A 25,277-nucleotide genomic window follows, 5' to 3' on the forward strand; every position below is an offset into this window, starting at 1 on the left:
CCCCGACTGGTTCAAGGCGTTCCTCGGCGTGATGCTCCTGGGCGCCGTCCTCATCAATCTGTGGGTCCAGCGCACCGCGACCCGGAGGTGACCTTCATGACGAACAGTCAATCCATCGTCCAACTCCGCGGCACGGGCAAGTCCTACGGCAACGTCCGCGCCCTGCACGGCGTGGACCTCGCGGTCCGCCCGGGCCAGGTCACCTGCGTGCTGGGCGACAACGGTGCGGGCAAGTCCACGCTGATCAAAATCATCTCCGGCCTGCACCAGCACACGGAGGGCGAGTTCCTCGTCGACGGCGATCCCGTCCACTTCACCACCCCGCGCCAGGCACTCGACAAGGGCATCGCGACGGTCTACCAGGACTTGGCCGTCGTGCCGTTGATGCCGGTGTGGCGGAACTTCTTCCTCGGCTCCGAGATGACCAAGGGCTCCTGGCCGTTCCGTCGTCTCGACATCGAGCGGATGAAGAAGACCGCGGACGAAGAGCTGCGCAACATGGGCATCGTCCTGGACAACCTGGACCAGCCCATCGGCACCCTGTCGGGTGGCCAGCGCCAGTGTGTGGCCATCGCCCGCGCCGTCTACTTCGGCGCCCGCGTCCTCATCCTGGACGAGCCGACTGCCGCGCTGGGCGTCAAGCAGTCCGGTGTCGTGCTGAAGTACGTCGCCGCAGCCCGCGAACGCGGCCTCGGCGTCATCTTCATCACCCATAACCCGCACCACGCCTACATGGTCGGCGACCACTTCAGCGTCCTGCGCCTCGGCACCATGGAACTCTCCGCCGAACGCAGCGAGATCACCCTCGAAGAGCTCACCAACCACATGGCAGGCGGCACCGAACTCGCCGCACTCAAGCACGAGTTGTCGCAAGTCCGTGGCCTCGACGTCGAGAAGCTCCCCGAGGAGGCAGCGCTCAAAGTCGGCTGATCTGCACAGCGGTTGGGGGCGGTACCGGTGCGGTACCGCCCCCAACCGCTGTCTCTCCTCAGGCCTCGGGAAGCACCGTGCTCGGCCGGACCGGGAACCCCGCCGCCCGATAGCAGTCGTCGATGAGCCGCATCGTGGTCAGCGCGTCATCGGCGTCCAGCACCAGTGGCTCCCCGCGCCTCAAGTGGGCGGCGAAGGCCTCCAGTTGGTAGGTGTACGACGACCGGCGGCCCATCTCCTCCGTGCGCTCACCGGCCGCCGTACGCACGACGACACGGTCGTCCAGGTGGGGCTGCACGAAGTTCATCACCGTGGCCTCGCCGCGTGAGCCCACGACGTGGCAGCTCATCTGCCAGGTGTCGTGGGCCATGTGGCAGCGGGCGCTGCCCGTGGTGCCGCCCGGGAACTCCAGGTCCGCGTCCAGCCACGCGTCGATCCCCGGTGCGCCGGTCTTCTCGCCGCCGCGTGCGCTGACCAGTCGTGGTGCTCCGCCCGCCCAGGGGGCGAGCATGCGCTGGGCGTGCAGGCTGTAGCACCCGAGGTCCATCAGCGCGCCGCCCGCCAGGGGGAGCGACCACCGTACGTCGCTGTCCGGGGGCGCGGGCATCGCGACCATGGTGTCGACGTGCCGGAGATCGCCCAACTCCCCGCTGTCCAGCAGCTCGTGGAGACGCAGGACGACCGGGTGGAACAGGTAGTGGAAGCCCTCCATGAACACCGTGCCCGCCTCGGCCACGGCCTTGTGGACCTCGGCCGCCTCCGTCGCGTTGCTCGCGGACGGCTTCTCGGTGAGGACGTGCTTGCCGGCCCGGAGGGCGGCCAGGTTCCACGGCCCGTGCAGGCTGTTGGCCAACGGGTTGTATACGACCTCGACCTCCGGGTCGGCGACGAGGTCGGCGTAGGAACCGACCACCCGCTCCACACCGTGCTCGGCGGCGAAGGCCTCGGCGCGGGCGCGGTCGCGGGCGGCCACCGCGACGAGGCGGTGACCGGTCGCCCGTGCCGGCCCCACGATCGACAGTTCGGCGATCCGTGCGGCGCCCAGGACGCCGATCCGCAGGGGTTCGTCCGTCGTCACTTGCGCACCTCTTCGAGTCGTACGGGACGGTGTTCGTGCAGGGACAGGGTGCACGCCTCGGCGATCCAGCTCGCCTCTACGGCGTCGGCGACCGTGCACGGGGAGGTACGGGTACCGGCCACCACCTCGGTGAACGCGGTGAGTTCGGCGCGGTAGGCGTCGGCGAACCGGTCCATGAAGAAGGTGTGCGGAGTACCGGCCGGGAAGGTCGTGCCCGGCTCCACGGACCGTAGCGGCAGCTTGTCCTCCAGGCCGACCGCGACGCTGTCCTTCATGCCGTGCACTTCGAGGCGTACGTCGTGACCGCGGGCGTTGTGGCGGGAGTTGGAGACGACGGCGATGGTGCCGTCGTCCAGGGTGAGCAGGCTGGACGCGGTGTCGACGTCACCCGCGGCACGGATGTGGTCCGCACCGCGGTTGCCGCCCGTCGCGTAGACCTCGACCACCTCGCGGCCGGTCACCCAGCGCACGATGTCGAAGTCGTGCACGGCGCAGTCGCGGAAGATGCCGCCGGAGACGGCCACATAGGCGGCCGGCGGCGGGGCGGGGTCGAGGGTGGTGGACCGTACGGTGTGCAGGTCGCCGAGTTCACCGCTCGCCACGGCCCGGCGCGCGGCGACGCAGCCCGCGTCGAAGCGCCGGTTGTAGCCGATGTGCACCTCGACACCGCTGCCCTCCACCGCGCGCAGCACCTCCAGGCTCTCCTCGACACCGCGGGCCACGGGCTTCTCGCAGAACACGGGGATGCCAGCCCGCACGGCGGCGCGGATCAGTTCGGGGTGTGCGTCGGTCGCGGCGGCGATCACCACACCGTCGACTCCCGCCGCGAGCAGGGCCTCGGGGGAGTCGGCGGGGACGGCCCCGAAGCGTTCGGTGGCGGTGGCGACGGCGGTGGCCACCGGGTCGGTGACCACCAGGGAGTCCACGGCGCCGAGCCCGGCGAGGGTCTCGGTGTGGAAGGCGCCGATGCGGCCCAGTCCCATGATGCCTATGCGCATGAGAGACGTGCTCCTTCTGCCGGCGTGCGGCTCAGTCCTGGCCGCCGAAGACGTTCTGGTCCCAGTCGACGACCGAGCCGGTCACCACGCCGCTGCGGTCGGAGAGCAGGAACACCACGAACTCGGCGATCTCGTCGACCTGCCCGAGCTTGCCCATCGGCTGCGCCTGAGCGGCCCGCTCCCGCCAGTCGTCCCCGGCACCGTGGAAGGTCCGCTGAATGGCGTCCTCGCCCTCGGTCGCCGTCCAGCCGATGTTGACGGTGTTGATGCGGATCCGGTCGAAGCGGTGGGCGTGGGCGGCGTTGCGGGTCAGGCCCGCGAGGCCGGCCTTGGCCGTGGAGTACGGCGCGAGGTAAGGGGGGCCGCCGTGGGCGCAGTTGGAGCCGATGTTGACGATCGTGCCGGGTGCCGAGCGGGAGGTCATGTCGGCGACCGCGGCCTGCATCGCGAAGAACGGTGCCTTCAGGTTGATCGCCATGTGCTGGTCGAACAGCTCCGGCGTGGTGTCCAGCAACGAGCCGCGTGACGTCAGCCCCGCCGCGTTGACGAGGCAGTCGACGCGGCCGTAGGCGTCCACGGTCTGTACGACGCTGTCGCGTGCCTGCGCCGGATCGGAGAGGTCGGCCCGCACGAAGCGGGTGCCGGTGTCCGCGGCGAGTTTCTCGCCCACGTCCGCGCGGCGGCCGGTGAAGACGACGGTCGCGCCCTCACCTACGGCCGCCCGTACGACACCGGCGCCGACGCCCTGGCTGCCTCCGTTGACGAGGACGACTCTGTCCTCAAGCAGTCCCATGAGTGTGATGTGTCCTTTTCGGCTTCGGTTCAGCTCTGGCGGCGCTTGGTGGCGGCCTGCAGTTCGTGGCGCAGCCGCTCCGCGTCCCACTCCTCCGTGACGGCCTGGCGGAGGGTGTCCGCCTGCGAGGGCGGGGCGAGTCCCTCGACCGGCGGGTCGAGGTCGAGGTTGGTGGGGAAGGGGTAGCCCTCGGCGGTGGCGGCGATCACCCGGCGCAGCCAGTCCTCGGAGACGCCCTCGGCCTTGCGGCTCAGCAGCACCGGGAACAGGGCGTTCGACATCGCCTCGCGGTCCACCGTTTCCATCGCCCGGCCGAAGGCGGAGGAGATCTGCAGCAGGTTGGCCATGCGCTTGATGTCGGCCGAGCGGTTGTGGCCGGCGGCGTGGAAGAGCGCCGGGTTGAAGAAGACCGCGTCGCCCTTCTCCAGCGGCAGCTGCACGTGGTGCGTCTCGAAGTACTCGACGAACTGCGGGAGCCGCCAGGCGAGATAGCCGGGCTCGAACTTCTGCGAGTGCGGCAGATAGAGCGTCGGGCCGGACTCGACGGGCATGTCGACGTGGGCCACCGCGCCCTGGAGGGTCAGCACCGGCGAGAGCCGGTGGACGTGCGCGGGGTAGGCCGCGGCCTGCTCCTGGGAGAGGAAACCGAGGTGGTAGTCCCGGTGCACGCTCTGCGCCGCGCCACCCGGGTTGACCACGTTGAGCTGCGAGGTGACCTGGTAGGCGGGGCCGAGCCAGGCCTCCGAGATCAGCTCCAGGATGTCGTTGGCGTAGTAGTCGGCGAACGCCTCGGGCGCCCGTACGGCGATCTTGTCCAGGGCGTTCCACACGCGGTCGTTCGCGCCGGGCTTGGCGAAGTGGTCGCCGCGGGCCGCGCCGCTCGCGCGCTCCTCCTCGATCAGCGCGCGGAAGGCTTCGGACGCCCGGTCCACGACGGCCTCGTCCGGGAAGGCGCCCTTGAGGACCACGATGCCGGGCCCGTCGAGCAGCGCCCCCACCAGCTCGCTCTGCACGTCCCGGCGGCCCTCGGCGGTGGCCGCGAGAGCACGGAGCCGGGCGCTGTCGTAGAGCGGGACGTTCTGCTCGACGCGCTCGGCCGAGGGATGGTCGGCGATGTCGGTGCGCTGCTCCACGAGTGAGCGGAACGCGTCGAGATCGCAGTCCGCCTCGGTCAGCCAAGTCCGCGTCCTTGCGGTGATGGGAGACATCCGGGTCCCTTTCGCTGTCAGTGCGTTTCTGCCAGTCTTGATAAAACAAACCCATCATTCAATGCCTCTCGCCACATCAAAAGTGCATCATCGGTCTGGGGGATCACTCATGCGTCACCGGTACCCGATCAGGGAAATCGCCCGTCAGGCCGGGCTGAGCACGGCCACTGTCGACCGTGTCCTCAACCAGCGGGGCAATGTCACGGAGAGCACCATCAGGGAGGTGCAGGAAGCCATCAAGGACCTGGACCGCCAGCAGAGCCAGGTCCGGCTCGGCGGCCGCACCTTCATGATGGACATCGTGATGCAGACGCCGGAGCGGTTCTCCACCGCCGTACGGGACGCGCTCGAAGCCGAACTGCCCTCCCTGCACCCCGCCCTCGTGCGCTCACGCTTCCACTTCCGCGAGACCTGCCCGCCCGCCGAACTGACCGCGACGCTGGACGGGATCGCGAGGCGCGGCTCGCAGGGCGTGATCCTCAAGGCCCCCGACGAACCGGAGATCGCCGCCGCCGTCGGGCGGCTGATCGCGGCCGGAATCCCCGTCGTCACCCTGGTGACCGACCTGCCCCACAGCGCACGCCTGGCCTACGTCGGCATCGACAACCGCGCGGCCGGCGCCACCGCCGCCTACCTCCTCGGACAGTGGCTGGGCAGGCGGCCCGGCAATGTGCTGACCACCATCAGCCGGGGCTCCTTCCGGGGCGAGGAGGAGCGCGAGATGGGCTTCCGCAGCGCGATGCGCCTCGCCGACCCAAGGCGGTCCCTGGTGGAGGTCACCGACAGCGACGGCCTGGACGCCACCCAGCACGAACTGGTCCTGGAGGCGCTGAAACGGGACGAGGAGATCATCGCCGTGTACTCGGCGGGCGGCGGCAACCTCGCCACCCTCGACGCCTTCGACGCGCTGGGCCGGGAGTGCGCGGTGTTCATCGCCCACGACCTGGACCACGACAACACCCGGCTGCTGCGCGAGCGCCGCCTGTCCGCGGTCCTCCACCACGACCTGCGCCAGGACATGCGGCGCGCCTGCCAGATCGTCATGCGCGCCCACAAGGCCCTCCCTGACGACGGCCCGACACTGCCCTCGGCGATCCAGGTGGTCACCCCGTTCAACATGCCGCCGGGGGCACCGTCCGTACCGGTCGTCGACTGAACTCGGCGCACACGGAGGGGTGTTGGGGTCAGCGCTCGTAGACGCCGGTCAGCCGGCCCCGGCCGAGGACGGGTGCGGTGATCGTGGGCAGGAGGGCGCGGGGGCGTGCCCGGTCCACCGGCGTCGTGCCGGAGGCGCTGTCCACGGCGGCCGAGAGGGCGAACAGCTGGAAGACGTAGCGGTGCGGGCCGTGGCCCTTGATGGGCGCGGGACCGTGGTAGCCGCGTCCGATGGTGGAGCGGAGCACCCGCACGCCGGGGCCGGGCTGTCGGTACGACAGCGCGCCGGCCTCCAGGTGTCCGGCCGCCGGGTCGATCAACGCGAGGCAGTGCACCGCCGGTTTGGAGATCGGGACGTCGATGTCCTCGACGACCAGGAGGAGTTGCGCGGTGCCGGGCGGGAGTGGGGTCCAGGCCAGCCGGGGCGAGAGGTCGGCGCCGCCGATCTGCTTCGCGCACTGCTTCAGCGGCATGGTGTCGCCGTCGTCGAAGTCCTCGCTGGTGAGCGTCAGTTGCTCGGGGCCTTGGAGGTTGGGCAGGTTCCACGCCATGTGGGTGTCGCCTGCTTTGCGGTTCTTCAGGAGTCGGCCGAGCAGGCTCATCGCGTCGCCTCCACCATGTCGACGACCTCGGCGGTGGTCGCGGTCTCGCCGAGCTTGGGGAAGACGCGCTCGACGCTGTGGCGATGGGCCTCGGGGTCGGGATCGCCCATCGCGTCGGTGACCAGGACGACGTGGTAGCCGTGGTCGGAGGCCGAGCGCGCCGTCGACTCGACGCCCGAGCTGGTCGCGATGCCGGTGAGCACGACCTGCGTGACGCCCAAGTCCCGTAGGAGCGTGTCGAGTCCGGTGTCGTGGAACGCGCTGCGCCGCCGCTTGGTGATCAGACGGTCGGTCGGCCGTACGTCGAGTTCGTCGATGAGGTCGGCCCAACCGGCGGGCGGGGCCGCGCTGTTGGCGGATCGTCCGGTGTCGGTACGGCCCGGGGCGCGGCCGGTGACGTTGACCAGGATCACGGGCAGACCGTGGCGCCGGAACTCGGTGGCCAAGTGGGTCGCCTGCTTGACGGAGGCCGTGACCTGGGCGTCGGTGAGGGCCGAGACGATGCCCTTCTGCAGGTCGACCACGACGAGCGCGGCGATGGGGTCGATCGTTGTGAGTGGCATGGGAGTTGGATCTCCTGCGGTGTCTTTGGTGCCTTGGATGTCACTTGTCCGGTCGTGAAAGGGCGTTGCCGGTGGCGGCCTTGCGCGGTCGCGGGGTCCTGGCCGTGGGGCCGGTGCCGGCGCCGCGCAGCAGGGAGGCGATCGCGGCGAGGAACGCGAGGGTGGCGCCGAAGGCGAACACGATGACCAGGCCCGAGTGGAAGGGCCCGGATATCAGGCTCGGGAAGAACTCGCTGCCGGTCAGGGTGTGTTGCTGCGCCGCCGTCAGATGGGGCAGCACTCCGCTGGGCTGGAGCAGATGCTGGATCGGGTTGACGCCCAGCTGCGCCGCGAACAGGGACGAGACCGGGGGCAGCCCGCCGACCTGCGCGGCCAAGTGGGCCGGTACGCCCTGCTGTTGAAGCCCTGCGGTGAGGGTGCCCGGGAGGCTCCTGGCCAGCCCGGCGATCATCAGGGAGAAGAAGACGCCGATGGAGACGGCGGTGCCGGAGTTCTGGAAGGTGGCGCGCATGCCGGAGGCGACACCGCGCAGCCCCGCGGGCACACTGCCCATGATCGAGGAGGAGTTGGGGGAGGCGAACATCCCGCTGGCTATCCCGTTGAGCGCGATCAGCAGCGCGAAGATCCAGTAACTGAAGTCGATCGGCAGGCACATCAGGCCCAGGAAGCTCGCGCCGAACAGCGCCGCGCCGCCGGTGGCCAGCCCCCGCGAACCGAGCCGGTCCGACAGATACCCGGAGACCGGGCCGGCCGCGAGGAAGCCCGCTGTCAGCGGGAGCATGAAGATGCCGGCCCACAGCGGGGTGTCGCCGTAGTCGTAGCCGTGCAGCGGGAGCCAGATGCCCTGCAGCCAGATGATCAGCACGAACTGCATCCCGCCCCGGCCGATCGAGATGGCCAGGCCCGCCAAGTTGCCGAAGGTGAAGGCCCGTTGGCGGAAGAGGCTCAGCTGGATCATCGGCGCGGAGACGCGTCTCTCGATGACGACGAACGCCGCCAGGAGGAGCAGTCCGCCGGCGATCAGGGCGTCGACCAGGGGGTTGGTCCAGCCCATGGTGTGCCCGTCGTAGGGCTGGAGGCCGGCGGTGACCGCTATCAGGGTGGCGCTGAGGCCCACGGCGAAGGTGATGTTGCCCCACCAGTCGATGCGGCCGCCGTCGCGCTTGGCGGTCTCGCGCAGGGTGCGGTAGGCCCACACGGTGAAGAACACCCCGATGGGCACGTTGACCCAGAACACCGCCCGCCAGTCCCAGGCCGACAGCAGACCGCCGGCGACCAGACCGATGAACATGCCCCCCAGGGCGGCGACTTGATTGATGCCCAGGGCGAAGCCGCGCTGTTCCTCGGGGAACGCGTCGGTCAGGATCGCGGCCGAGTTCGCGGTCAGCATCGAGCCGCCGACGGCCTGAAGCAGCCGCCAGCCGATCAGCCACATCGCTCCGTGACCGCCGTCGAAGGGGTCGAAGGACAGCAGGACCGAGGCGACGGTGAAGACCGCGAACCCGGAGTTGTAGATCCGGACCCGGCCGTACATGTCGCCGAGCCGCCCCACCGTGACCACCAACACGGCCTGGACCAGCCGGTATCCCATGATCATCCACAACAGATACGCGATGTTGCCCGGTGCGAGCGGGTCGAGGTGGATGCCCCGGAAGATCGCAGGCAGGGCGATCAGCACGATGGAGCCGTCCAGCGCGGACATGAAGACCGCGGCGGTCGTGTTCGTCAGCGCGGTCCACTTGTACCGGTCGTCGGCGGTCGGGTGGCGCGGGGCGCGCGTCTTGGAAGGGTCTGTCATCGGTCAGCTTCCTCCTGGCTCCGTCGCCGTCAGATGTTCTGGGCCAGGCGCTCCAACAGCGGTGCCGCCGCCGCGAGTTGCTCCAGCTCTTTCGGGGTGAACGCCCCGCCGGTCAGGGCCCGGGCGAGGAGTTCGACCCGCCCGTTGCGCTTGTCCTTCAGCGCCTGCCGGCCCGCGTCGGTCACCGTCAGCACCACACGCCGGCCGTCCTCCGGATCGGGACGGCGCTCGACCAGGCCACGGGTCCGCAGCGCGTTGAGCGTCGCCCCCATGGCCTGCGCGGTGATCTGCGCCTCGCGGGCCAGCGCGGACGAGGTGGTGGGGCCCGCGCGATCCAGCCGCGACAGGGCACTCCGCTCGGGCATCGTCAGCCCGCCCTCGACCGGCACTTGCCGGGCCCGGCGCACGAGCACACCGATACCCGCCAGCAGGGCTGAGGCGACCGCCTCGGGGTCCAGGTCGTCGTTCATAAGCTAAGGCTACTTTATCAACCTGCCTTAGTGAATTCGCGGTGTCGCGGCGCCCGGGGGAGGGGGCGCGATGCTGTACGACGCCGCGAACGGGCGCGCATCCAGTGGGGCTACTTGACCAGCCGGAAGGCGGGGTGTCCGACCCAGGCCCGCAGGAACTCCGCCGACCCCAGTGCTATCTGGTCGTCGTCCACGATCCCCAGGACCCCCGGAAGGCCGGCAACGAACGACGCCTGCCCGTCCAGCAGTTCGGCGTTGGCCACGCCCCCGATGACGTCCATGACGGCGGCGGTCAGCAGGGCCGTGGCCACGTGGTCGATCTCGCCGTTGCGGCCGGCGCTGACATTGACGGCGTGGGTCGGCCGGAAGCCGAGGAGGGCCTCCACCTCGGGCTCGTCCGCGTGCTCGGCCTCGAAGGTGGTCTCGTCGCCGGCACCCGGCCCCATCAGGTAGACCAGGAAGGGCCGGCGCCGGTCCTCCGCTCGCTTGTCTTCGATGCCTAGCCGTTCTGTGTGCACTTCGATGTCGAAGAACCCGGGTCGCTCCTCGTCGAAGCGGGACGAGAGCCCGATCAGCAGTGCTCGGAACTCCCGCAACGCACCCTGGGAGAGCGGCTTCGCCAACTCGATCACCAACGTTGGACCGGGCATGCTGGGGATCCTAGTACTCCAGCAGCGGTTCGCTATCTGGCCTGGTCAGAGGCATCGTCGGGAGTGTAGTTGGCCGTTGGCATGTCAGGGGCGGTCTTTCCGGACCGCCGCCAGTTGCCAGGAGCCGGCGGACTTCTGCCACGGTGAGCGAAACCATGGTGGAACCGTTTCTGCATCCCCCTTTGCCGCCGTAGCCGCGAGAAAGGCATGCGCGAGCATGGCCAGGGTGATGTGCCTCATCCAGCCGACGTAGCGGCGGACTTCGTACTGGTCCAGGCCGCACTCGTTCTTCGCGGCCTGGAAGCATTCCTCGATCGCCCAGCGGCGTCCGGCAACGCGCACGAGCCGGTCGATGTCGGTGCCCACCGGCGCGTATGCGAGGTAGTAGGCGATCTGATCGGGTCTGGTGATGCTGCGCCGGGCCAGTGCCCATCGGTGATGGGTGGGCCGCTCACCGTCGAAGTCCTCGATCACCGGGAGCTGGATGGCCGCCCAGTCATAGACGCGCGGGCCCTTGGCGCCGTCGCCGCACGAACGTGGCTCCCATGCCTCATCCGGAGCCTGACCGAAGAGGTAGTCGATCCGGCCGAAGCGGGGCACCGGCTGGGACTACGGGACGGCAAGCACGTAGCCGACCGCGGCTTCTTCCAGCATCCGGCGAAAACGCCACTCCTGGCCGTAGGCGGCATCCGCGGTCACCCAGGCGATCGGCAGCGGCGAGGCGAGTGCGCGCAGCACCATGGCCCTGGCCAGTTCTGGTTTGGTGGCGAAGCCCCTCTCATCAGGAATTTTGGCGGCGCGGCAGCGTTCGCGGTCGTCCGTCCAGGACTTGGGCAGATACAACTCGCGGTCCACCAGGGCGCGTGCGCGGGTGGTGGCGTAGGCGGCGAAGACGCCGATCTGGCAGTTCTCGGTGCGGCCGGCGGTGCCGGAGTACTGGCGCTGCACGCCCGCGGAGGTGGTGCCCTTCTTGATGAAGCCGGTGTCGTCGAGGATGAGGACTCCGTCGGCCTCGCCGAGTTTTTCGGCGACGTATGTCTGCAGATCGTCGCGGACGTCGTCGACGTTCCAGGTGACTCCGTTCAGTAGCCGTTGCAGACCGTCGGGGGTGCGGTGGCCTGCGTGTTCGGCAAGTTGCCAGCCGTTTTTGCGGCCGACTGGGCCGAGCAGGGCGCGGACGTAGTCACGCATGCGCCGCCGCAGGTCGGCCCGGCCGAAACGGTGGCCGATGCGCAAGAAGAGGTCGTCGAGTTCACGGTCCCAGGCCGCGTCGGCAAGGTCGTCGATCACGCGGGAAGGCTGCCCTCATCACCGCGCAGACAGCTCTCGATGTCATTCGTTGGAGGGGCGGTCCGGAAAGACCGCCCCTGACATGCCAACGGCCAACTACACTCCCGACGATGCCTCTGACCAGGCCAGATAGCGAAGCGCCGCGAGGACCGCTCCGGGGCCCGCGGTCAGTACGTCGAACCAGGCGTCGACCGTCAGGAGAACGGCGGTGGCCGGGGCCACGGCGACCCGTCGCCGGTCGGAGCGGGCCAGTAACAGGCCCGTGCCGACAAGGCCTATCGCCTCCATCGTGTCCAGGCCGACCCACGCGACGGGGTAGGCGCCGGCCACCCGCGCCAACACGAAGATCCAGGGAATCAGGGCCAGTCCGGCGGCCGTGAGCACACGGGCGGACCAGGTCCAGCAGGGTGTCGTTGTCATGCGGACAAGGCTTCTCGGGATGAACTCCCAGGTCAGTAGCGTGGATTTCCGACCTGGGGGTGGTGCTGGGTACAGCCCGAAGCGGAAGCCAGCTGCATGGTCCGCAGGAACGCGCGCGTTCTACGGTGTGCTCATGGGCCTTCTCACCGCGCTGCGCGGCGCGTTCGCACGCGTGGGCCGCGCGACGGTCTTCAACCTCGCCGGCGTACCGCTGCAGTTGCTGCCACTCGTGCTGATGACGGAACCGTGGCTGTTCATCCGTGACCCCAATGGTGTGCTGGAGATCCAACTGGCCGTCTACGCACCGCTGTTGGTGATCGTCTATGCCGCCGGGGCGCTGACCGCCGTCCAGCGCCGCAGGTTCGCCTCGCTGGCGGGGGTCGACATACCGCGGCTCCCCGTCGCGCAGCGCAGGCCCACGCTCCGTCGAGCGGTGAACTGGCTGCTCGCCGGGGCGACTTGGCGACAGGTCACCTATCACCTGCTGGTCGGACCGTCGATGTTGTGCGGGACGGCCGTCACCGCCGCGCTGTGGGGCTGGGGCGCCTTCGCGGGGACCGCCCTGGTGTGGATGTGGGGTCTGCCGCCGGAGCACCAGCTGAAGTTTCTGGAGACTTCCACGGAGGCGGTGTACATCAACGTGTCCGGAATCGCTGCCCTGTTGATCGCTGCCTGGCTCACCCCCGTCCTCGTCCGCCTCGACACCCGCGCTGCCGTGGCCCTGTTGGGCCCCAGCCGAACCGAGCAGCTCACGCGCCGAGTTGAAGACCTCACCGAGAGCCGGGCCGGAGCGGTGGATGCCGCCGACGCCGAACGCAGGCGCATAGAACGGGACTTGCACGACGGAGCACAACAGCGTCTGGTCTCCCTCGCCGTGAACCTCGGCATCGCCAGAGCCACACTCACCGACCTGCCCGACGAGGCCAGGCAGGTCATCGACCAGGCCCACCGGGAGGCGAAGGAGGCGATCGACGAGCTGAACAACCTGGTGCGCGGCCTGCACCCGGCCGTCCTGGACGACCGGGGACTGGACGCCGCCCTGTCCGGCATCGCCGCGCGCGGCCCGCTCCCGGTGCGACTGCGCGTCGACGTGCCCCGGCGGCTCGCCCCGACCGTCGAGGCGGTCGCCTACTTCACCGTCTCCGAAGCCCTGGCCAACATCACCAAGCACGCCCCCGAGGCCTCCCGGGCGGACGTCACCGTCGGGATCCGCGACGGTAGGCTCCGGGTCACCGTCGCCGACGACGGTCCCGGCGGTGCCGACCCCGCGCACGGCTCCGGCCTGGCCGGACTCGCCCGCCGGGCGGCCTCCGTGGACGGCGTTTTCTCGATCAGCAGCCCCGCCGGAGGCCCGACCGTCATCACCGTGGAGTTGCCGTGCGCCGTCTCGCCGTGATCGCCGAGGACTCGGTCCTGCTCAGGATCGGCCTGGTCAAGGTGGTGGAGATGGCCGGCTACGAGGTCGCCGCCGAAGCCGGTGACGCCGACGCCCTCCTCGCCGCCGTCGCCGAACACCGCCCCGCCATAGCCGTCGTGGACGTCCGCATGCCACCCGCCCAGTCCGACGAGGGGGTGCGCGCGGCCCTGGTCATCCGCCGCGAGTGGCCGGCGACAGCGGTCCTGCTGCTCTCCCAGTACGTCGAAGAGCGGTACGCCGCCGACCTGTTGACGGCGAACACCGGCGGCGTCGGCTACCTGCTCAAGCAACGCGTCGCCGACGTCGAGGACTTCATCGACGCCCTCCGCCGCGTCGAGGCGGGCGGCACCGTCCTGGACCCCGAGGTCGTGGCCCAGCTTCTCCTACGGCGGTCCAGTGGCCCACTGGACCGACTGACCCCACGCGAGCACGAGGTACTGGCCCTGATGGCCGAGGGACGCTCCAACTCCGGCATCGCCCGCCAACTCGTCGTCAGCGACAGCGCGGTGGCCAAGCACATCAACAGCATCTTCACGAAGCTGGATCTGCCGTCGGTCGACAGCGACCATCGCCGGGTGCTGGCGGTACTGCGGTTCCTGAGCGCCGGGTGAGCAATGCGAGGTGCGAGGGCCGCAATTGGCTTTCGCGCGAGGCCCCCAAGAGCTACTGTCCCAACCGCCAGTGACCGCCCAGTAGTTGGAGCCCAGAGATGCCCGGTCGTCCGGGCGCGCGTTGACGGCATAGGCCGAGATCGGCCCGTCATCGCGTGCCGCCCTTGATGTCGCTGCGGCACAGCGAGCCTTTCCCTCCCCGCTCGAACCGTGGGCGCGTCCTTCGCGCGCCGGGTCGCGGGTCTCGTTGTCGGCAACTCAAAGGGTTCCCGTGCCGTCCACTTCGAACAATGACTTCCGCTGGCTCTGGTTGGGACAGACAGTCTCCCAACTCGGCGAACAGACAAGCCTGGTGATCCTGCCGCTCTTCGCCGTCCTCACGCTCGACATCGGTGCCGGACAGCTGGGCGTCCTGCGCGCGGTGGAGCAGGCGCCGATCCTGCTGCTCTCGCTTCTCGTCGGCGCCTGGGTGGACGGATGGCGGACACGCACCGTGATGGTGATGGCCGACGTCGGGCGGACCCTGGTGCTGGGCGCGGCCGCCGTGGCCGGATTGCTCAACTGGCTCGGCCTGCCCGCCCTGTTCGTGCTGGTCTTCGTCGCCGGGGTCCTGTCCGTGTTCTTCGACGTAGCCTACCAAGCCTCGCTCGTACGGCTGGTGACACACGATCAGCTGGTGCGGGGCAACAGCGCGTTGGAGAGCAGCCGGTCCGCCGCTCAGATCGGTGGGCCCGCCCTCGGCGGCGCGCTGGTCACCCTGCTGTCGGCGCCGATCGCCGTCGCCTCCAGCGCGTTGTTCTTCGCGCTGTCGTTCCTGTCGGTCCGGCGGATCCGCCGGACCGAGTCCGTCCCGGCGCGCGCGGAACATCCCCCTCGCGTGTGGCGGCGGATCCATGACGGGCTGCGTTTCGTCGTCGGCGACTCCTTGCTGCGGACCGTGTGTCTCGCCGCGGCCGCCTTCCAGTTCTTCTTCGCCGCGACGATGACCGTCTACCTGGTCTTTCTCCCACGGGAACTGCATCTGTCGGGCACCGCCGTGGGCCTGGCGCTCGCGGCGACCGGTCCCGGCGCGCTCGTCGGCGCGCTGCTGGCCGCCCGGCTGCCCGGCCGGTTCGGATACGGCCGGGTGATCGTGGTCGCGGCGGCACTCGGCGACGGCGCGTTCGTGTGTGTGCCCGCGCTGCACGGTTCGTCCGCGACGACGGTCCCCGTACTTCTCGCGGTCAACTTCGTGTTCGGGATCAGCGGACAGCTGGTGAGCGTCGCGGTCATTGCCGTCCGACAGGCCGTGACGCCGCATGGGTTGCAGGGGCGTGCGGCCGCGACGATCACGTTCGCCGGCATGGGGTTGTCACCCCTGGGCTCACTGTTCGGCGGGTTCCTCGCGCAGGAGTGGGGGCTGCGCACCAGCCTCCTCGTGATGGCCGGGGGCATGGTGCTGTCCCCGCTGGTGATAGCGCTGTCCCCGCTCGCGCGCCTGGGAACGGATCTTTACGCCCTCCCAAGTGACCGACCTGGTGCCGAGTAGGGAAGCGGTGGCGGGACCTTGGTTAATCTGCACGGGTGACTGTTGACCTGACCCTGCTGCCGCGTGTCGCCCATCGAAGACAGGAGGTCACCGCGCCCCGTCTCCGCGGTCTCCTCGCGTTGCTCGCGGGCGACCTGCGTACCGGCTGCAGCACCGAGCGGCTGGTGGAAGGGCTGTGGCCGGACGAGTTGCCGGAGCGGCCGGGGAAGGCGCTCCAGGTCCTCGTGTCCAGGGCGCGGGCGCAGCTCGGCGCGGGCCTCATCGTCAGTACGCCGACCGGATACCGGCTCGCCCTCACTGAGGACCAGGTCGACAGTTCCGCCCTGCTGCTGCACGCGGCTGCCTGCGCGGACCGGGCCAGGGCCGGGGACCACGCGGGATCGCTGGCCGAGGCCGAGGCCGGGCTCGCGCTGTGGGAAGGCACCCCCGACCAGGGCATCGACAGCGACGACCCCGTCGCCGCGCTGCGCGCCGAGCGTGCCCCCGTCCGCGACACGCTCGTCCGCGCGCAGGCGCTGGCGCTCGCCCGCCTCGGCCGGCACGCGGAGGCCGCCGGACCACTGGCCGCGGCCGCCATGGCGCATCCGCGGGACGAGGAGGTGCTCGGTGAGCTGTTGCGGGGCGAGGCCGCGACGGCCGGCCCGTCCGCCGCGCTGACCCGGTACGAGGCGTACCGCCGTGAGCTGCGCGACGAACTCGGCACGGACCCGGGCGTCGGACTCAAGGCCGTACAACAGGAGTTGCTGCGGGGCGAGGCGCCCGTGGCCCGGCACGGTGTGCCGCACGAGCCGAACCCGTTGCTCGGGCGGGACGAGGACATCGCGGAGGTGGAACGGCTGTTGCGCGGTTCGCGTGCCGTCACCGTCGTAGGACCCGGCGGCCTCGGCAAGACCCGGCTCGCGCACGCCGTCAGCCGTCGGGCCGAGCAGCGCGTCGTGTACTTCGTGCCGCTCGCCGGTGTCACCGAGGACGCGGACGTGGCCGCCGAGGTAGCCTCCGCGCTCGGCGCCGGTGCCATGAACGGGCCCGCCTCGGGCGACCCGGTGTCCGGCATCCTCGGCGTGCTCGGCTCCGGGCCCGCGCTGCTGGTCCTCGACAACTGCGAGCAGATCATCCGGGGCGCCGCCGACCTCGTCCAGGCACTCGTCTCGTCGTCCAAGGATCTACGGGTGCTCGCCACCAGCCGCTCTCCGCTCGGCCTCACCTCGGAGGCGGTGTACGCGCTGCCGGAGCTCGGTCTCGGTGTCTCGGTCGAGCTGTTCACGCAGCGGGCCCGGGCCGCCCGGAGCGGGGTGGAGCTGCCGCCGGACGCGGTGGCCGAACTGTGCCGGCACCTCGACGGGCTGCCGCTCGCCGTGGAGTTGGCGGCGGCGCGGGTGCGCGTCCTGTCGGTGCCGGACATCGCCCGCCGCCTCGGCGACCGGTTCGCCCTGCTGCGCGGCGGGGCGCGCGACGTGCCGGAGCGCCACCGCACCCTGCACGCGGTCGTCGAGTGGAGCTGGAACCTGCTCGCCGAGGATGCCAGGGCCGCGCTGCGCACCCTGTCCGTCTTCCCCGGCGGCTTCTTTGGCGAGGCGGCCGAACAGGTGCTGGGCGACGACGCGTTGCTCGTACTGGAGCAGTTGGCCGACCAGTCGCTGCTCACCGTCGCCGACACCCCGGCCGGTGTGCGGTTCCGGATGCTGGAGACCGTACGGGAGTTCAGCGCGGCCCGGCGCAGCGAGGCGGGCGAGGACGAGGCGGCCGTAGACGAATTCCTTGTCTGGGCGCGGGAGTTCGGGGTCGCGCATCACGATGTGCTCTTCGGGTCGGACTCGCAGGCCGCGTGGGAGCGGATCAAGGCCGAGCAGGACAACCTCGTGGCGGCGCTGCGGCATGCGCTGGCCCGTGCGGACGACCCCGCGACCGCCGCCGTGACCGCGGTCCTCGCCAGTATGTGGTCCACCGGCACCAGCTACCCCCGCCTCGTCGCCCTCACCGAGGACACCGGACCGGCGCTGTCGCACTACCACCCCGCGCCCGCCTACGTCGAAGTCGCCCGCACCGCCGCGGTGTTGGGCACGGTGACCGTGTTCATGGGCACGGGCCCGCGCGCCGTACGCCAGCTCGTCACCCTCCGGCGGCTGCCGCCGGCCCCGCCGACCTCGTTGATGCGCGCCACCGCGATCGTGCTGAGCGCGATCCCCGAGATACGCCGGCCCGACTACGACGTGCTGCGCAGGTTGTGCGAAGGCGAAGGCGGCGAGGGGCCGTTGCTGTCCGGTATCGCCGAGTGTGTCGCCTGCTACGTCTGGGAGTTCGAGCACGACATCGAGCGCGCGCTGGTCTCCGCGCGTCGAACTGTCGTAGGGCTGGCGCGAGTTGACAATCCGTCCGTGCAGCTCATGGTGCACTCGCGGCTGAGCGAGCTGTGCCTGCGGACCGGGCGGGGCGAGGAGGCGTACGAGCATCTCAAGGCGTCCCTCGCGGTGTTGCCGCGGCTCGGTGACGGGCACGACTACGTCGGCATCCGTTCGCTCCTCGTCCTCGCCTGTCTGCAGCGCGGTGACGCGGACGAGGCGGAGTACTGGCTGCGGCAGGCGGAGAGCGACAGCACCCCGCCAGAGGACGACTTCTACCGGCCCGACCTCGGCGGGCGCGCCGAGATCGCGCTCGCCCGCGGACTGACGGAGGTCGGACTCGGCCTGTGGCGCGGCGCCGTGGAGCGCATGCTCGCGGCCGGCGCGCTGCGCGACGACGAGGCCCGGCTCGACCCGTGGGCGTTCATGGTGCAGTCGGTGACGGTGACGGCCCACGCCCGTGCCGGACGGCTCGCGCTGGTGGGGGAGTTGGTCGACCGGCTGCGTCGGCGGCTGCGGACGCTGCTCGCCGAACCGGTCGGCTCACCCTCCGAACTCCCCTTGCTCGGGACGATGTTGCACGCCCTCGGCATGGTGGGGCTCGCGTCCGAACCACCCCAGGCCGATGCCGTACGGATGATCGCGTTGGCCGAACGGCTGGGCGTGCTGCGGGAGTTCCAGCCCACGATGTCGCCGGACCTCGCCCGGCAGGAGGCCGAGGACGCCGACAGGGCGGCGTACACCGACGCGGTGTCGGAGTACGCCGCCCTGGGGCGGGACGAGTTGCGGGAGGCGGCCCGCGCTGTCATGGCGACTACTTCGGGTCGCGGTTGAACGCGGCCGTGGACCAGCGGTAGCCGAGCACGGTCAGGCCGACGCACCAGGCGAGCGCGATCCACCAGTTGTTGCCGATCTCGGTGCCGAGCAGCAGGCCGCGCAGGGTCTCGATGGCCGGGGTGAACGGCTGGTACTCGGCGATGGGCTGGAACCAGCCCGGCATGGTGTCGGCCGGGATGAACGCGCTGGAGATCAGCGGGAGGAGGATCAGCGGCTGGGCGCTGTTGGCGGCCGCCTCGGCGCTCGGGCTGACCATGCCCATCCCGACCGCGATCCAGGTGAGTGCCAGGGAGAACAGCGCGAGCAGTCCGAAGGCCGCCAGCCACTCCAGCACCGTGGCGTCCGTGGACCGGAAACCGATGGCCACGGCGACGGCTCCGACGAGGAGCACGCTGGCGACGCACTGGATCACACTGCCGACGACGTGCCCGACGAGCACGGAACCGCGGTGGATCGCCATGGTCCGGAAGCGGGCGATGATGCCCTCGTTCATGTCGGTGGCGACGGACACCGCGGTCCCGATCACGGTGCCGCCGATGGTCATCATCAGGATGCCCGGGACGAGGTACGCGACGTAGTCGGAACGGTCCGCGCCGCCGATGCCCGTGCTCAGCACATCGCCGAAGATGTAGACGAAGAGCAGCAACAGCATGATCGGCGTGAGCAGCAGGTTCAGGGTGAGGGACGGGTAGCGCCGTACGTGCAGCAGGTTGCGGCGCAGCATCGTGGACGAGTCGCGGACGGCGAGTGAGAGGGTGCTCATCGGACGTTCTCCTTGGGCTGGTCGGACACGCTGGGCTGGTGGGCGACCTTGGCGCCGCCGGTCAGGGCGAAGAACACGTCGTCGAGGTCGGGGGTGTGCACGGTCAGCTCGTCCGCCTCGATGTCGGCGGCGTCCAACCAGTCGAGGATGGCGCGCAGTTCGCGCTGGCTGCCGCCGCTGGGGATCTGCAGCGAGAGCGTCTCGTCGAACCGGGTGACCTCGCGCAGGGCCGTCGCGGCGGACTGGTAGGCGTCCGGGTCGGTGAAGCGCAGCCGCACGTGTCCGCCGGGGACGAGCCGCTTCAACTCCTCGGCGCTGCCCTCGGCGACGAGCTTTCCGTCGTTCAACACCGCGATGTGGTCGGCGAGTTCGTCGGCCTCGTCGAGGTACTGAGTGGTGAGGAAGACGGTCGTACCGCCGGAGACCAGCTCCCGGATGATGCCCCACATGTTGTGGCGGCTGCGGGGGTCCAGGCCGGTGGTCGGCTCGTCGAGGAAGATGATCCGCGGGCTGCCGACCAGGGTCATGGCGAGGTCGAGGCGGCGCTTCATACCGCCGGAGTAGGTGGACGCGGGCTTCTTCGCGGCCTCGGCGAGGTCGAAGCGCTCCAGCAGCTCGGCGGCGACCCGCCGTCCCTCCTGCTTGGACAGGTGGTGCAGGTCCGCCATGAGGAGCATGTTCTCCTCGCCGGTGATCAGCCCGTCGACGGCGGAGAACTGTCCGGTGACACCGATCGCGGCCCGCACGGCCTGTGCGTCGGTGGCCAGGTCGTGACCGCCGACCCGCAGCTCGCCGGCGTCGGCGGTGATGAGCGTGGAGAGGATCTTGACGGCGGTGGTCTTGCCGGCGCCGTTCGGACCGAGCAGGGAGAAGACGGTACCGGCCGGGACGGCCAGGTCGATGCCGTCGAGCACTGTCTTGTCCCCGTAGGCCTTGCGCAGCCCGGTGGCTGAGATCGCGAGTTCGTGGGTCGTTGTCGTCATGCCGCAGAGCTTGCGGGAGGGCGCATTCAGCTCGGTTTCACGATGGTTTCAGGGTTCTGGAACCGGCGAGATCTCCGACAGGGAGCACGGACGGAGCCACGCCGATAGGCTGAGGGTGCTCGGCACATCAGCGCGCACCCAGCCAAAACTCCCACCGCAGCACAGGAGGAATCGTGGCCGGACAGTTCGAGGCGACAGCCGAGGTCAACCGCCCCGTCGAGGAAGTCTTCGCCTTCCTCGCCGAGGGCACGAACGACCCCAAGTTCAGTCCGCGGGTCCAGGAGATCACCAAGACTCCCGAGGGCCCGACGGCCGTGGGCACCGTCTTCACCAGCACGGTCAAGGACGCCGGAATGAAGACGGGCCGGAAGTTCCGGATCACCGAATACGACGCCCCTCACCGCATCCGCTGGACCGAGGCCTCCAAGAACGTCGTGACGGCGGTCGAAGGCGGCTACGACCTGGAGTCCACCGGACCCGGCACGACCCGGGTCCGGATCTTCAACGTCCTCGAAGGCCACGGCGTCGGCAAGCTCCTGGTGGGCTTCGCCCTGGGCGCGGCCCGCAAGGACGCGCCCGCGTTCGGGCAACGCATCAAGACGGCGGTGGAGGCGTCCTGACGGACCGAAGTCTAAGAACTCGCGGTCGCGGGGCGGCTGTTGTACGCCTCTACCTCCAGGAGCGGACGCCCTGAGGTCAGGGCCCGGGTCGGCCAGGACAGGGTGACGGTCTGGGACTCGTCGGGCAGCAGCCACAGGTAGTTGTGGCTGTACAGCGTCGGCAGCACGCGATGGCCGGTCGTACCGTCCTTCAGCGAGAGCCGGACCATCGCGGCGACGGCCGGGCCGTGATTGCGGACGGTGGCGGTCAGTTCGGTACGGGTCCCGGAACGGGACACGCGCCCGAGCGTCGCGGAGACCTTCGTCCGCGGCGCCTTGCCCAGTCCCTGCATGGCCGCCGGTGTGCGATAGCGCCAGTAGGTGTTGCGCGACAGCACCCGGCCGTCGCCACCGGTCAGCGTCAGGCGGAGGAGATGCAGGTCCGGCAGGTCGTCGGTCCAGGCAGTGCTGAACGCCTTCGTGGTCGTGGCCGGCGCCACGTCCAGTCGCGCGCTCCTGTTCCCGCCGAGCCGACGCCCCGTCAGATCCATCAACTCGGCTGATACCACGGCGTTCTTGAGGCCGTCGCGCGTGTGGTTGACCGCGATGACCCGCCCCTCGGGATCAGCCTGGACATGCAAGGGCTCACAGGCCGAACGGGCGCCGTAGTACGTGCCGTTGACGTCGAAGTCGTAGTCGTAGGTCTGCCACACCGTGCTGTGCCACGCGGGATGGGACATCCACAGCATCAGACCGCTGGCGTTGTCCCAGAGGTTCGCGTTCCAGGCCTCGAACATGGCGCGCGTGTTCTCGTAGTTCACGAACTGGGCCTTGCGCGCGAAGTCGTCCAGCCCGGTGGCCGTTCCGAGGCGCGCTTCCACGGCCGCCTTGTACGTCTGCGGTGCCTGGTTCCCGCGCTCGCTCCAGTCGTGGTAATACCAGGCGCCGCGGATCGGCCACTCGGGCTCGTCGCCCGTCATGTTGCGCATGCTGGCGGCGGTGGAGACGACGGGCATGCCGATCTCCGTGTGGAACCCAAAGTCTTTGCTGCCGTAGGTCGTTGGGTCGAAGTACTTCTCCGGCTCCACCCAGCCGTACGGTCCGCCGCCGGTGATGATCCCGCCGGCCGAGTTGTTCTGGTAGAGGATGCCGGGGGCCTGTCCCTCCACGGCCTCGCGCATGCCCTGGTCGATGGCGGCGGGCGGGTTGCCCTCGTTGGCGCCGCACCAGATGACCACGCTGGGGTGGATGCGGTAGCGCAGGACGGTGTCCCGGGCGATCGAGTTGAAGGCGTCGTGGTCCGGCGGGTCCATGCCCCACGCGTTGGGGAAGTCGTTCCACACCAGGATCCCGTGCTCGTCGCAGGCGGCGAAGAACTCCTCCCGGTCGGACGTGCCCACCCAGTTGCGGATCATCGTGAAGTTCATGTCGCGGTGCATGCGTACGGCCGCGTCCATCCGCTCCGGCGGCATCCGGCGCAACAGCTCGTCCCAGCCCCAGTTGCCGCCCCGGGCCAGGACCCGCACCCCGTTCACGCTGATCTTCAGCGGGTCGGGGGTGTTGGACACCGACTTCACGTCGGCCCAGGTCTCCGCGTCGTCCGACACCTGGATCACATAGGTCTTCGGGTAGGCCGACTCCCAGAGGATGGCGACGCGGTCGAAACGTTTTGAGTCTCCGAGGTCGACCTGGATCCACTGGTGATCTTCGTATTCGGAGGACCAACGCGTGCTCGTATCACCGTCGGTGGCGTGTGCGGCCGGGTGGTCGGGGTCCTCGGTGGACGCGGTGGTCTTCTGGTGCAGGGCCAGGTCGGTTGCGGGGGCGGTGCTGTCGACGACGCCGAGGGACCACAGGGAGTTGCCCCAACTGGTGTTGCGCAAGCCGCAGTTGATACGAACGTAGCGCGCGGTCCGGGCGGCGAAGTCCTCCACTTGCAGGCTCGCGTTGCCGTTGTTGAAGGGCAGCGGAACCGCGCTGTTGTCCACCGACGCGGCATCGGTCCAGGTGGCGTTGTCGGAGGAGACCTGCACCAAGTACGCCTTCGCGTACGCCTGTTCCCAGACCAGGTCGACACCGTCGAAGGACTGCACGGACCCCAGGTCGACCCGGATCCACTGGTCGTCCTCGTAGGCCGAGGACCAGCGGGTGCCGGGGTCGCCGTCGGTCACGTTGGCGGCGGCGTGGTCGTCCCCGTCCGTGCTCGACGCGTCTGCGTGTGCGTGCAGGGCGAGGTCGGTGGCGGTCCGTGTGCTGTCGCGTACGGCCAGGGTCCACAGGGAGTAGCCCCAACCGGAGGCGCGGGCAAGGCACTTGACGCGCACGTACCGGGCCTGTTGCCGGTCGAACGTCACCGACTGGGTATACGCGTCACCAGAGTTGGCGAACGGCAGCGGCACCTCGTACGCGTAGCCGAACTGCCGGATGCCGAACCGGGTGGTGCGGCGGTCGCTCTCGGAACCGTCGACCGCTGCGGTGATCGTGAGCTTGTGGAGGGCGGCATCACCCAATCCGTTGGGCCACCACAACTCCGGGTCCCGCAGCCGCAGTTGCCCGAAGGCGTCAGGCACGAACGTGACGTCGACGCTCCCGCCCGCCGGCACGGTGACGACCTTGCTGACCCGCACGTCGTCGAAGGACGCCGAGACCGTCGTCCTGTGGTCGGCGGTGTCGGCGTTGCGGACGGGTACGACGATCGTCAGCTCGGCGACCGACACCTGGGGCAGGTTCGGCAGCACGGTGTCGACGCGCGGGTCGCCGATCACGACCTGGCCGGTCGTTCTCAGCCGGACGTGGTTCCAGATGCCGGCGGCCCGGTCGCGTACCGCCGGCATCCAGTCCCAGCCTGAAGAGGCCAGGTAGGTGGGGGAGTTGAGGTTCATCTGGTTGGCACCGGCGTCCACCCAGGACTCACCGGCGGGGCCCTTGTCACCGGGGCTTCCGGGGACCGGCATGGGCGTGATCTTCACGGCGAGCGCGTTCGCCCCGCCCGTCGCGAGGAGCTCGGTCACGTCGTGGGCCGAGCGGGCGAACGGGTAGGTCAGACCGCCCACGTGGTGTCCGTTGAGCCAGATGTCGGCCGTGTGGTTGATGCCGTCGAACTCCAGCCAGGTCCGCCGCCCGGCACCGGCGCGCAGACCGCGAGGCGGCTCGAACTCCCGCCTGTACCACCAAGAATGACGTGACAGGGCCTCGGGGATATGGAGGTTGTTCAGTCCGGCCACGGGATCGGGCAGCTTGCCTTGATCCACGAGTGAGCCAAGTACCGTGCCAGGGACGGTTGCAGGCAGCCAACCGCTTGCGTCGACGTCTGCCGTCGACAACTTCGCGCCGTCGGCGTCGGCCCAGTCGTCGAGCGTCAGCCGCCACCCCGACTCCACCGGGACCGTGCCGTCCTCGGCCACCGTCAGCTTGGGTACCGGTCCGGAGTGAGTGCCCCAGTCCGTCCAGCCCGTGGCCGACGGCCGGTGGCCCGCGACGGTGCCGTAGACCTCGAACCCGTTGAGGCCAAGGGGGTTGGGGTTGGAGCGGCGGGTCGAGGTCAGCCGTACCCAGCGTGCGGTGACCGGGCGCGCGGGCTGGATGTCCACCACTCCGCCCGTGCCTGCCGTGGTGCGGTACACGCTGGTCCAGGTCGTGTGGTCGGTCGATGTCTCGACGACGTACTCGACCGAGTAACTGGACTGGATCTCCTTGCCTGTTGTGCCGTCGGCAGGGTTGCCCGTGGTGGGAGGCGTGAACACCGGGTTGCTCGCGTCGGCCTCGAAGGTGAGGCGGATCGACGTGACCTCGCACGCGGCCTGAAGATCGATCGCGATCCACTGCGGGTCGCCCGCCGCCGCCCGCCATCCGCTTCCGCGCACCCCCTGCGAGGCGAGCCGGTCCACCACGAACGAACCCGGGGTCGGCGCGTAGGCCGTCGAGGAGACGGACACGGGGCGGTGCAGCGCGAGTTCGCCGGGTGTGGCGGGGGAGGAGGTCGCGGTGGCCGACGTGGGCAACGAGAGTCCGAGGCCGAACCCCGCCAGCAAGGTCGAACCCGTGGTGACGACGGAGCGGCGCGACAGGCGTGGCGAACCCGATTGATCTGTCATGAGCGTGATGTCCCATCAAACGTCGGCGGCACTGACAACGTTGCCAAAGGCTGTGACGCGAGGGAAGCTGTGTCAACCCCTGATGCGGCGTTCTAATAAATTAGGAATTAATATTGACAGGGTTTCGGTCGCGCGCCACAGTCGTCGCCGT

Annotated in this window: 21 protein-coding genes and 1 pseudogene; 8 read left to right on the plus strand and 14 right to left on the minus strand. The window is 70.0% G+C overall.

Features of this window, described 5'->3' with window-relative positions:
- Together OO69_RS49990 and OO69_RS07190 are read left to right on the plus strand one after the other, a co-directional pair.
- On the plus strand, window positions 1-91 hold a 91-nt coding region (locus OO69_RS49990), incomplete at its 5' end, for a sugar ABC transporter permease (RefSeq protein WP_078652292.1).
- A gap of 5 nt (window positions 92-96) precedes the next feature.
- A complete protein-coding gene (locus OO69_RS07190; RefSeq protein WP_051800865.1) occupies window positions 97-930 on the plus strand; it encodes an ATP-binding cassette domain-containing protein in 834 nt (277 codons plus the stop codon).
- Between the two features lie 58 nt (window positions 931-988).
- On the opposite strand, the gene OO69_RS07195 is transcribed toward OO69_RS07190, so the two are convergent.
- The 4 genes from OO69_RS07195 to OO69_RS07210 are packed head-to-tail and all read right to left on the minus strand — an operon-like array spanning window position 989 to window position 5,007.
- On the minus strand, window positions 989-2,008 hold the full coding sequence (locus OO69_RS07195) for a Gfo/Idh/MocA family protein (protein WP_033279618.1): 1,020 nt from the start codon (window positions 2,006-2,008) through the stop codon (window positions 989-991).
- On the minus strand, window positions 2,005-3,006 hold the full coding sequence (locus OO69_RS07200; protein WP_033279619.1) for a Gfo/Idh/MocA family oxidoreductase: 1,002 nt from the start codon (window positions 3,004-3,006) through the stop codon (window positions 2,005-2,007). The genes OO69_RS07195 and OO69_RS07200 overlap by 4 nt, the downstream gene beginning before the upstream one ends.
- 31 nt (window positions 3,007-3,037) lie before the next feature.
- A complete protein-coding gene (locus OO69_RS07205; protein ID WP_033279620.1) occupies window positions 3,038-3,799 on the minus strand; it encodes an SDR family oxidoreductase in 762 nt (253 codons plus the stop codon).
- A gap of 29 nt (window positions 3,800-3,828) precedes the next feature.
- Entirely contained in the window at window positions 3,829-5,007 is a 1,179-nt protein-coding gene (locus OO69_RS07210; protein ID WP_033279621.1) for a phytanoyl-CoA dioxygenase family protein, read from the minus strand.
- A gap of 109 nt (window positions 5,008-5,116) precedes the next feature.
- Between OO69_RS07210 and OO69_RS07215 the strand changes: the two genes are divergently transcribed.
- A complete protein-coding gene (locus OO69_RS07215) occupies window positions 5,117-6,163 on the plus strand; it encodes a LacI family DNA-binding transcriptional regulator (RefSeq protein ID WP_033279622.1) in 1,047 nt (348 codons plus the stop codon).
- Between the two features lie 28 nt (window positions 6,164-6,191).
- Here the strand turns inward: OO69_RS07215 and OO69_RS07220 are convergent, their stop codons facing one another.
- The 7 genes and pseudogenes from OO69_RS07220 to OO69_RS07250 all read right to left on the minus strand — a co-directional run bounded on the left by OO69_RS07220 (window position 6,192) and on the right by OO69_RS07250 (window position 11,955).
- Window positions 6,192-6,764, minus strand: a complete 573-nt coding sequence (locus tag OO69_RS07220; RefSeq protein WP_033279623.1) for a YbhB/YbcL family Raf kinase inhibitor-like protein — start codon at window positions 6,762-6,764, stop codon at window positions 6,192-6,194.
- Window positions 6,761-7,327 (minus strand): cysteine hydrolase, encoded by a 567-nt coding sequence (locus OO69_RS07225; RefSeq protein ID WP_033279624.1) that lies wholly within the window; start codon window positions 7,325-7,327, stop codon window positions 6,761-6,763. Before OO69_RS07225 ends, OO69_RS07220 begins: the two co-directional genes overlap by 4 nt.
- A 40-nt stretch (window positions 7,328-7,367) precedes the next feature.
- A complete protein-coding gene (locus OO69_RS07230; RefSeq protein WP_033279625.1) occupies window positions 7,368-9,125 on the minus strand; it encodes an MFS transporter in 1,758 nt (585 codons plus the stop codon).
- Between the two features lie 29 nt (window positions 9,126-9,154).
- Window positions 9,155-9,595 (minus strand): MarR family winged helix-turn-helix transcriptional regulator, encoded by a 441-nt coding sequence (locus OO69_RS07235; protein WP_033279626.1) that lies wholly within the window; start codon window positions 9,593-9,595, stop codon window positions 9,155-9,157.
- A 110-nt stretch (window positions 9,596-9,705) separates the two neighbouring features.
- Window positions 9,706-10,245 (minus strand): DUF6368 family protein, encoded by a 540-nt coding sequence (locus tag OO69_RS07240; protein ID WP_158713356.1) that lies wholly within the window; start codon window positions 10,243-10,245, stop codon window positions 9,706-9,708.
- 84 nt (window positions 10,246-10,329) lie between these two features.
- Window positions 10,330-11,535 (minus strand): annotated as a pseudogene (locus OO69_RS48775) (IS701 family transposase).
- 96 nt (window positions 11,536-11,631) lie between these two features.
- The gene (locus OO69_RS07250; protein WP_158713357.1) at window positions 11,632-11,955 is read right to left on the minus strand and encodes a hypothetical protein; all 324 of its coding nucleotides are present in this window, start codon (window positions 11,953-11,955) and stop codon (window positions 11,632-11,634) included.
- A 133-nt stretch (window positions 11,956-12,088) separates the two neighbouring features.
- Between OO69_RS07250 and OO69_RS07255 the strand changes: the two genes are divergently transcribed.
- From OO69_RS07255 to OO69_RS07270, 4 genes are all read left to right on the plus strand, one after another.
- Window positions 12,089-13,351, plus strand: coding sequence for a sensor histidine kinase (locus tag OO69_RS07255; protein WP_051800824.1), 1,263 nt, complete (start codon window positions 12,089-12,091; stop codon window positions 13,349-13,351).
- 50 nt (window positions 13,352-13,401) lie between these two features.
- Complete coding sequence (locus tag OO69_RS07260) at window positions 13,402-13,983, plus strand: LuxR C-terminal-related transcriptional regulator (protein ID WP_234444381.1); 582 nt, start codon at window positions 13,402-13,404, stop codon at window positions 13,981-13,983.
- A gap of 247 nt (window positions 13,984-14,230) precedes the next feature.
- Window positions 14,231-15,511: an MFS transporter gene (locus tag OO69_RS07265; RefSeq protein WP_234444361.1), complete on the plus strand. Its 1,281-nt coding sequence runs from the start codon at window positions 14,231-14,233 to the stop codon at window positions 15,509-15,511.
- A gap of 35 nt (window positions 15,512-15,546) precedes the next feature.
- On the plus strand, window positions 15,547-18,684 hold the full coding sequence (locus OO69_RS07270; protein WP_033279629.1) for an ATP-binding protein: 3,138 nt from the start codon (window positions 15,547-15,549) through the stop codon (window positions 18,682-18,684).
- On the opposite strand, the gene OO69_RS07275 is transcribed toward OO69_RS07270, so the two are convergent.
- Both OO69_RS07275 and OO69_RS07280 read right to left on the minus strand, forming a co-directional pair.
- Entirely contained in the window at window positions 18,665-19,450 is a 786-nt protein-coding gene (locus OO69_RS07275) for an ABC transporter permease (protein ID WP_033279630.1), read from the minus strand. The genes OO69_RS07270 and OO69_RS07275 overlap by 20 nt on opposite strands.
- The gene (locus tag OO69_RS07280; protein ID WP_033279631.1) at window positions 19,447-20,433 is read right to left on the minus strand and encodes an ATP-binding cassette domain-containing protein; all 987 of its coding nucleotides are present in this window, start codon (window positions 20,431-20,433) and stop codon (window positions 19,447-19,449) included. The genes OO69_RS07275 and OO69_RS07280 overlap by 4 nt, the downstream gene beginning before the upstream one ends.
- Before the next feature lie 173 nt (window positions 20,434-20,606).
- Here OO69_RS07280 and OO69_RS07285 point away from each other — a divergent pair, with 173 nt between their 5' ends.
- Window positions 20,607-21,053: an SRPBCC family protein gene (locus tag OO69_RS07285; protein WP_033279632.1), complete on the plus strand. Its 447-nt coding sequence runs from the start codon at window positions 20,607-20,609 to the stop codon at window positions 21,051-21,053.
- Window positions 21,054-21,064: 11 nt separating this feature from the next.
- Here OO69_RS07285 and OO69_RS07290 read toward each other — a convergent pair whose 3' ends face one another.
- On the minus strand, window positions 21,065-25,126 hold the full coding sequence (locus OO69_RS07290) for a discoidin domain-containing protein (protein ID WP_033279633.1): 4,062 nt from the start codon (window positions 25,124-25,126) through the stop codon (window positions 21,065-21,067).
- Window positions 25,127-25,277 lie beyond the last annotated feature (151 nt).

The sequence above is a fragment of the Streptomyces sp. NRRL F-525 genome (assembly GCF_000716605.1).
Lineage (GTDB): Bacteria > Actinomycetota > Actinomycetes > Streptomycetales > Streptomycetaceae > Streptomyces.

Coding starts and splice junctions, on each gene's coding strand:
- OO69_RS07230 (WP_033279625.1), bottom strand. CDS start 9,125: ATGACAGACCCTTCCAAGACGCGCGCCCCGCGCCACCCGACCGCCGAC.
- OO69_RS07190 (WP_051800865.1), top strand. CDS start 97: ATGACGAACAGTCAATCCATCGTCCAACTCCGCGGCACGGGCAAGTCC.
- OO69_RS07280 (WP_033279631.1), bottom strand. CDS start 20,433: ATGACGACAACGACCCACGAACTCGCGATCTCAGCCACCGGGCTGCGC.
- OO69_RS07225 (WP_033279624.1), bottom strand. CDS start 7,327: ATGCCACTCACAACGATCGACCCCATCGCCGCGCTCGTCGTGGTCGAC.
- OO69_RS07275 (WP_033279630.1), bottom strand. CDS start 19,450: ATGAGCACCCTCTCACTCGCCGTCCGCGACTCGTCCACGATGCTGCGC.
- OO69_RS07220 (WP_033279623.1), bottom strand. CDS start 6,764: ATGAGCCTGCTCGGCCGACTCCTGAAGAACCGCAAAGCAGGCGACACC.
- OO69_RS07215 (WP_033279622.1), top strand. CDS start 5,117: ATGCGTCACCGGTACCCGATCAGGGAAATCGCCCGTCAGGCCGGGCTG.
- OO69_RS07250 (WP_158713357.1), bottom strand. CDS start 11,955: ATGACAACGACACCCTGCTGGACCTGGTCCGCCCGTGTGCTCACGGCC.
- OO69_RS07205 (WP_033279620.1), bottom strand. CDS start 3,799: ATGGGACTGCTTGAGGACAGAGTCGTCCTCGTCAACGGAGGCAGCCAG.
- OO69_RS07210 (WP_033279621.1), bottom strand. CDS start 5,007: ATGTCTCCCATCACCGCAAGGACGCGGACTTGGCTGACCGAGGCGGAC.
- OO69_RS07255 (WP_051800824.1), top strand. CDS start 12,089: ATGGGCCTTCTCACCGCGCTGCGCGGCGCGTTCGCACGCGTGGGCCGC.
- OO69_RS07235 (WP_033279626.1), bottom strand. CDS start 9,595: ATGAACGACGACCTGGACCCCGAGGCGGTCGCCTCAGCCCTGCTGGCG.
- OO69_RS07200 (WP_033279619.1), bottom strand. CDS start 3,006: ATGCGCATAGGCATCATGGGACTGGGCCGCATCGGCGCCTTCCACACC.
- OO69_RS07290 (WP_033279633.1), bottom strand. CDS start 25,126: ATGACAGATCAATCGGGTTCGCCACGCCTGTCGCGCCGCTCCGTCGTC.
- OO69_RS07260 (WP_234444381.1), top strand. CDS start 13,402: ATGGCCGGCTACGAGGTCGCCGCCGAAGCCGGTGACGCCGACGCCCTC.
- OO69_RS07240 (WP_158713356.1), bottom strand. CDS start 10,245: ATGCCCGGTCCAACGTTGGTGATCGAGTTGGCGAAGCCGCTCTCCCAG.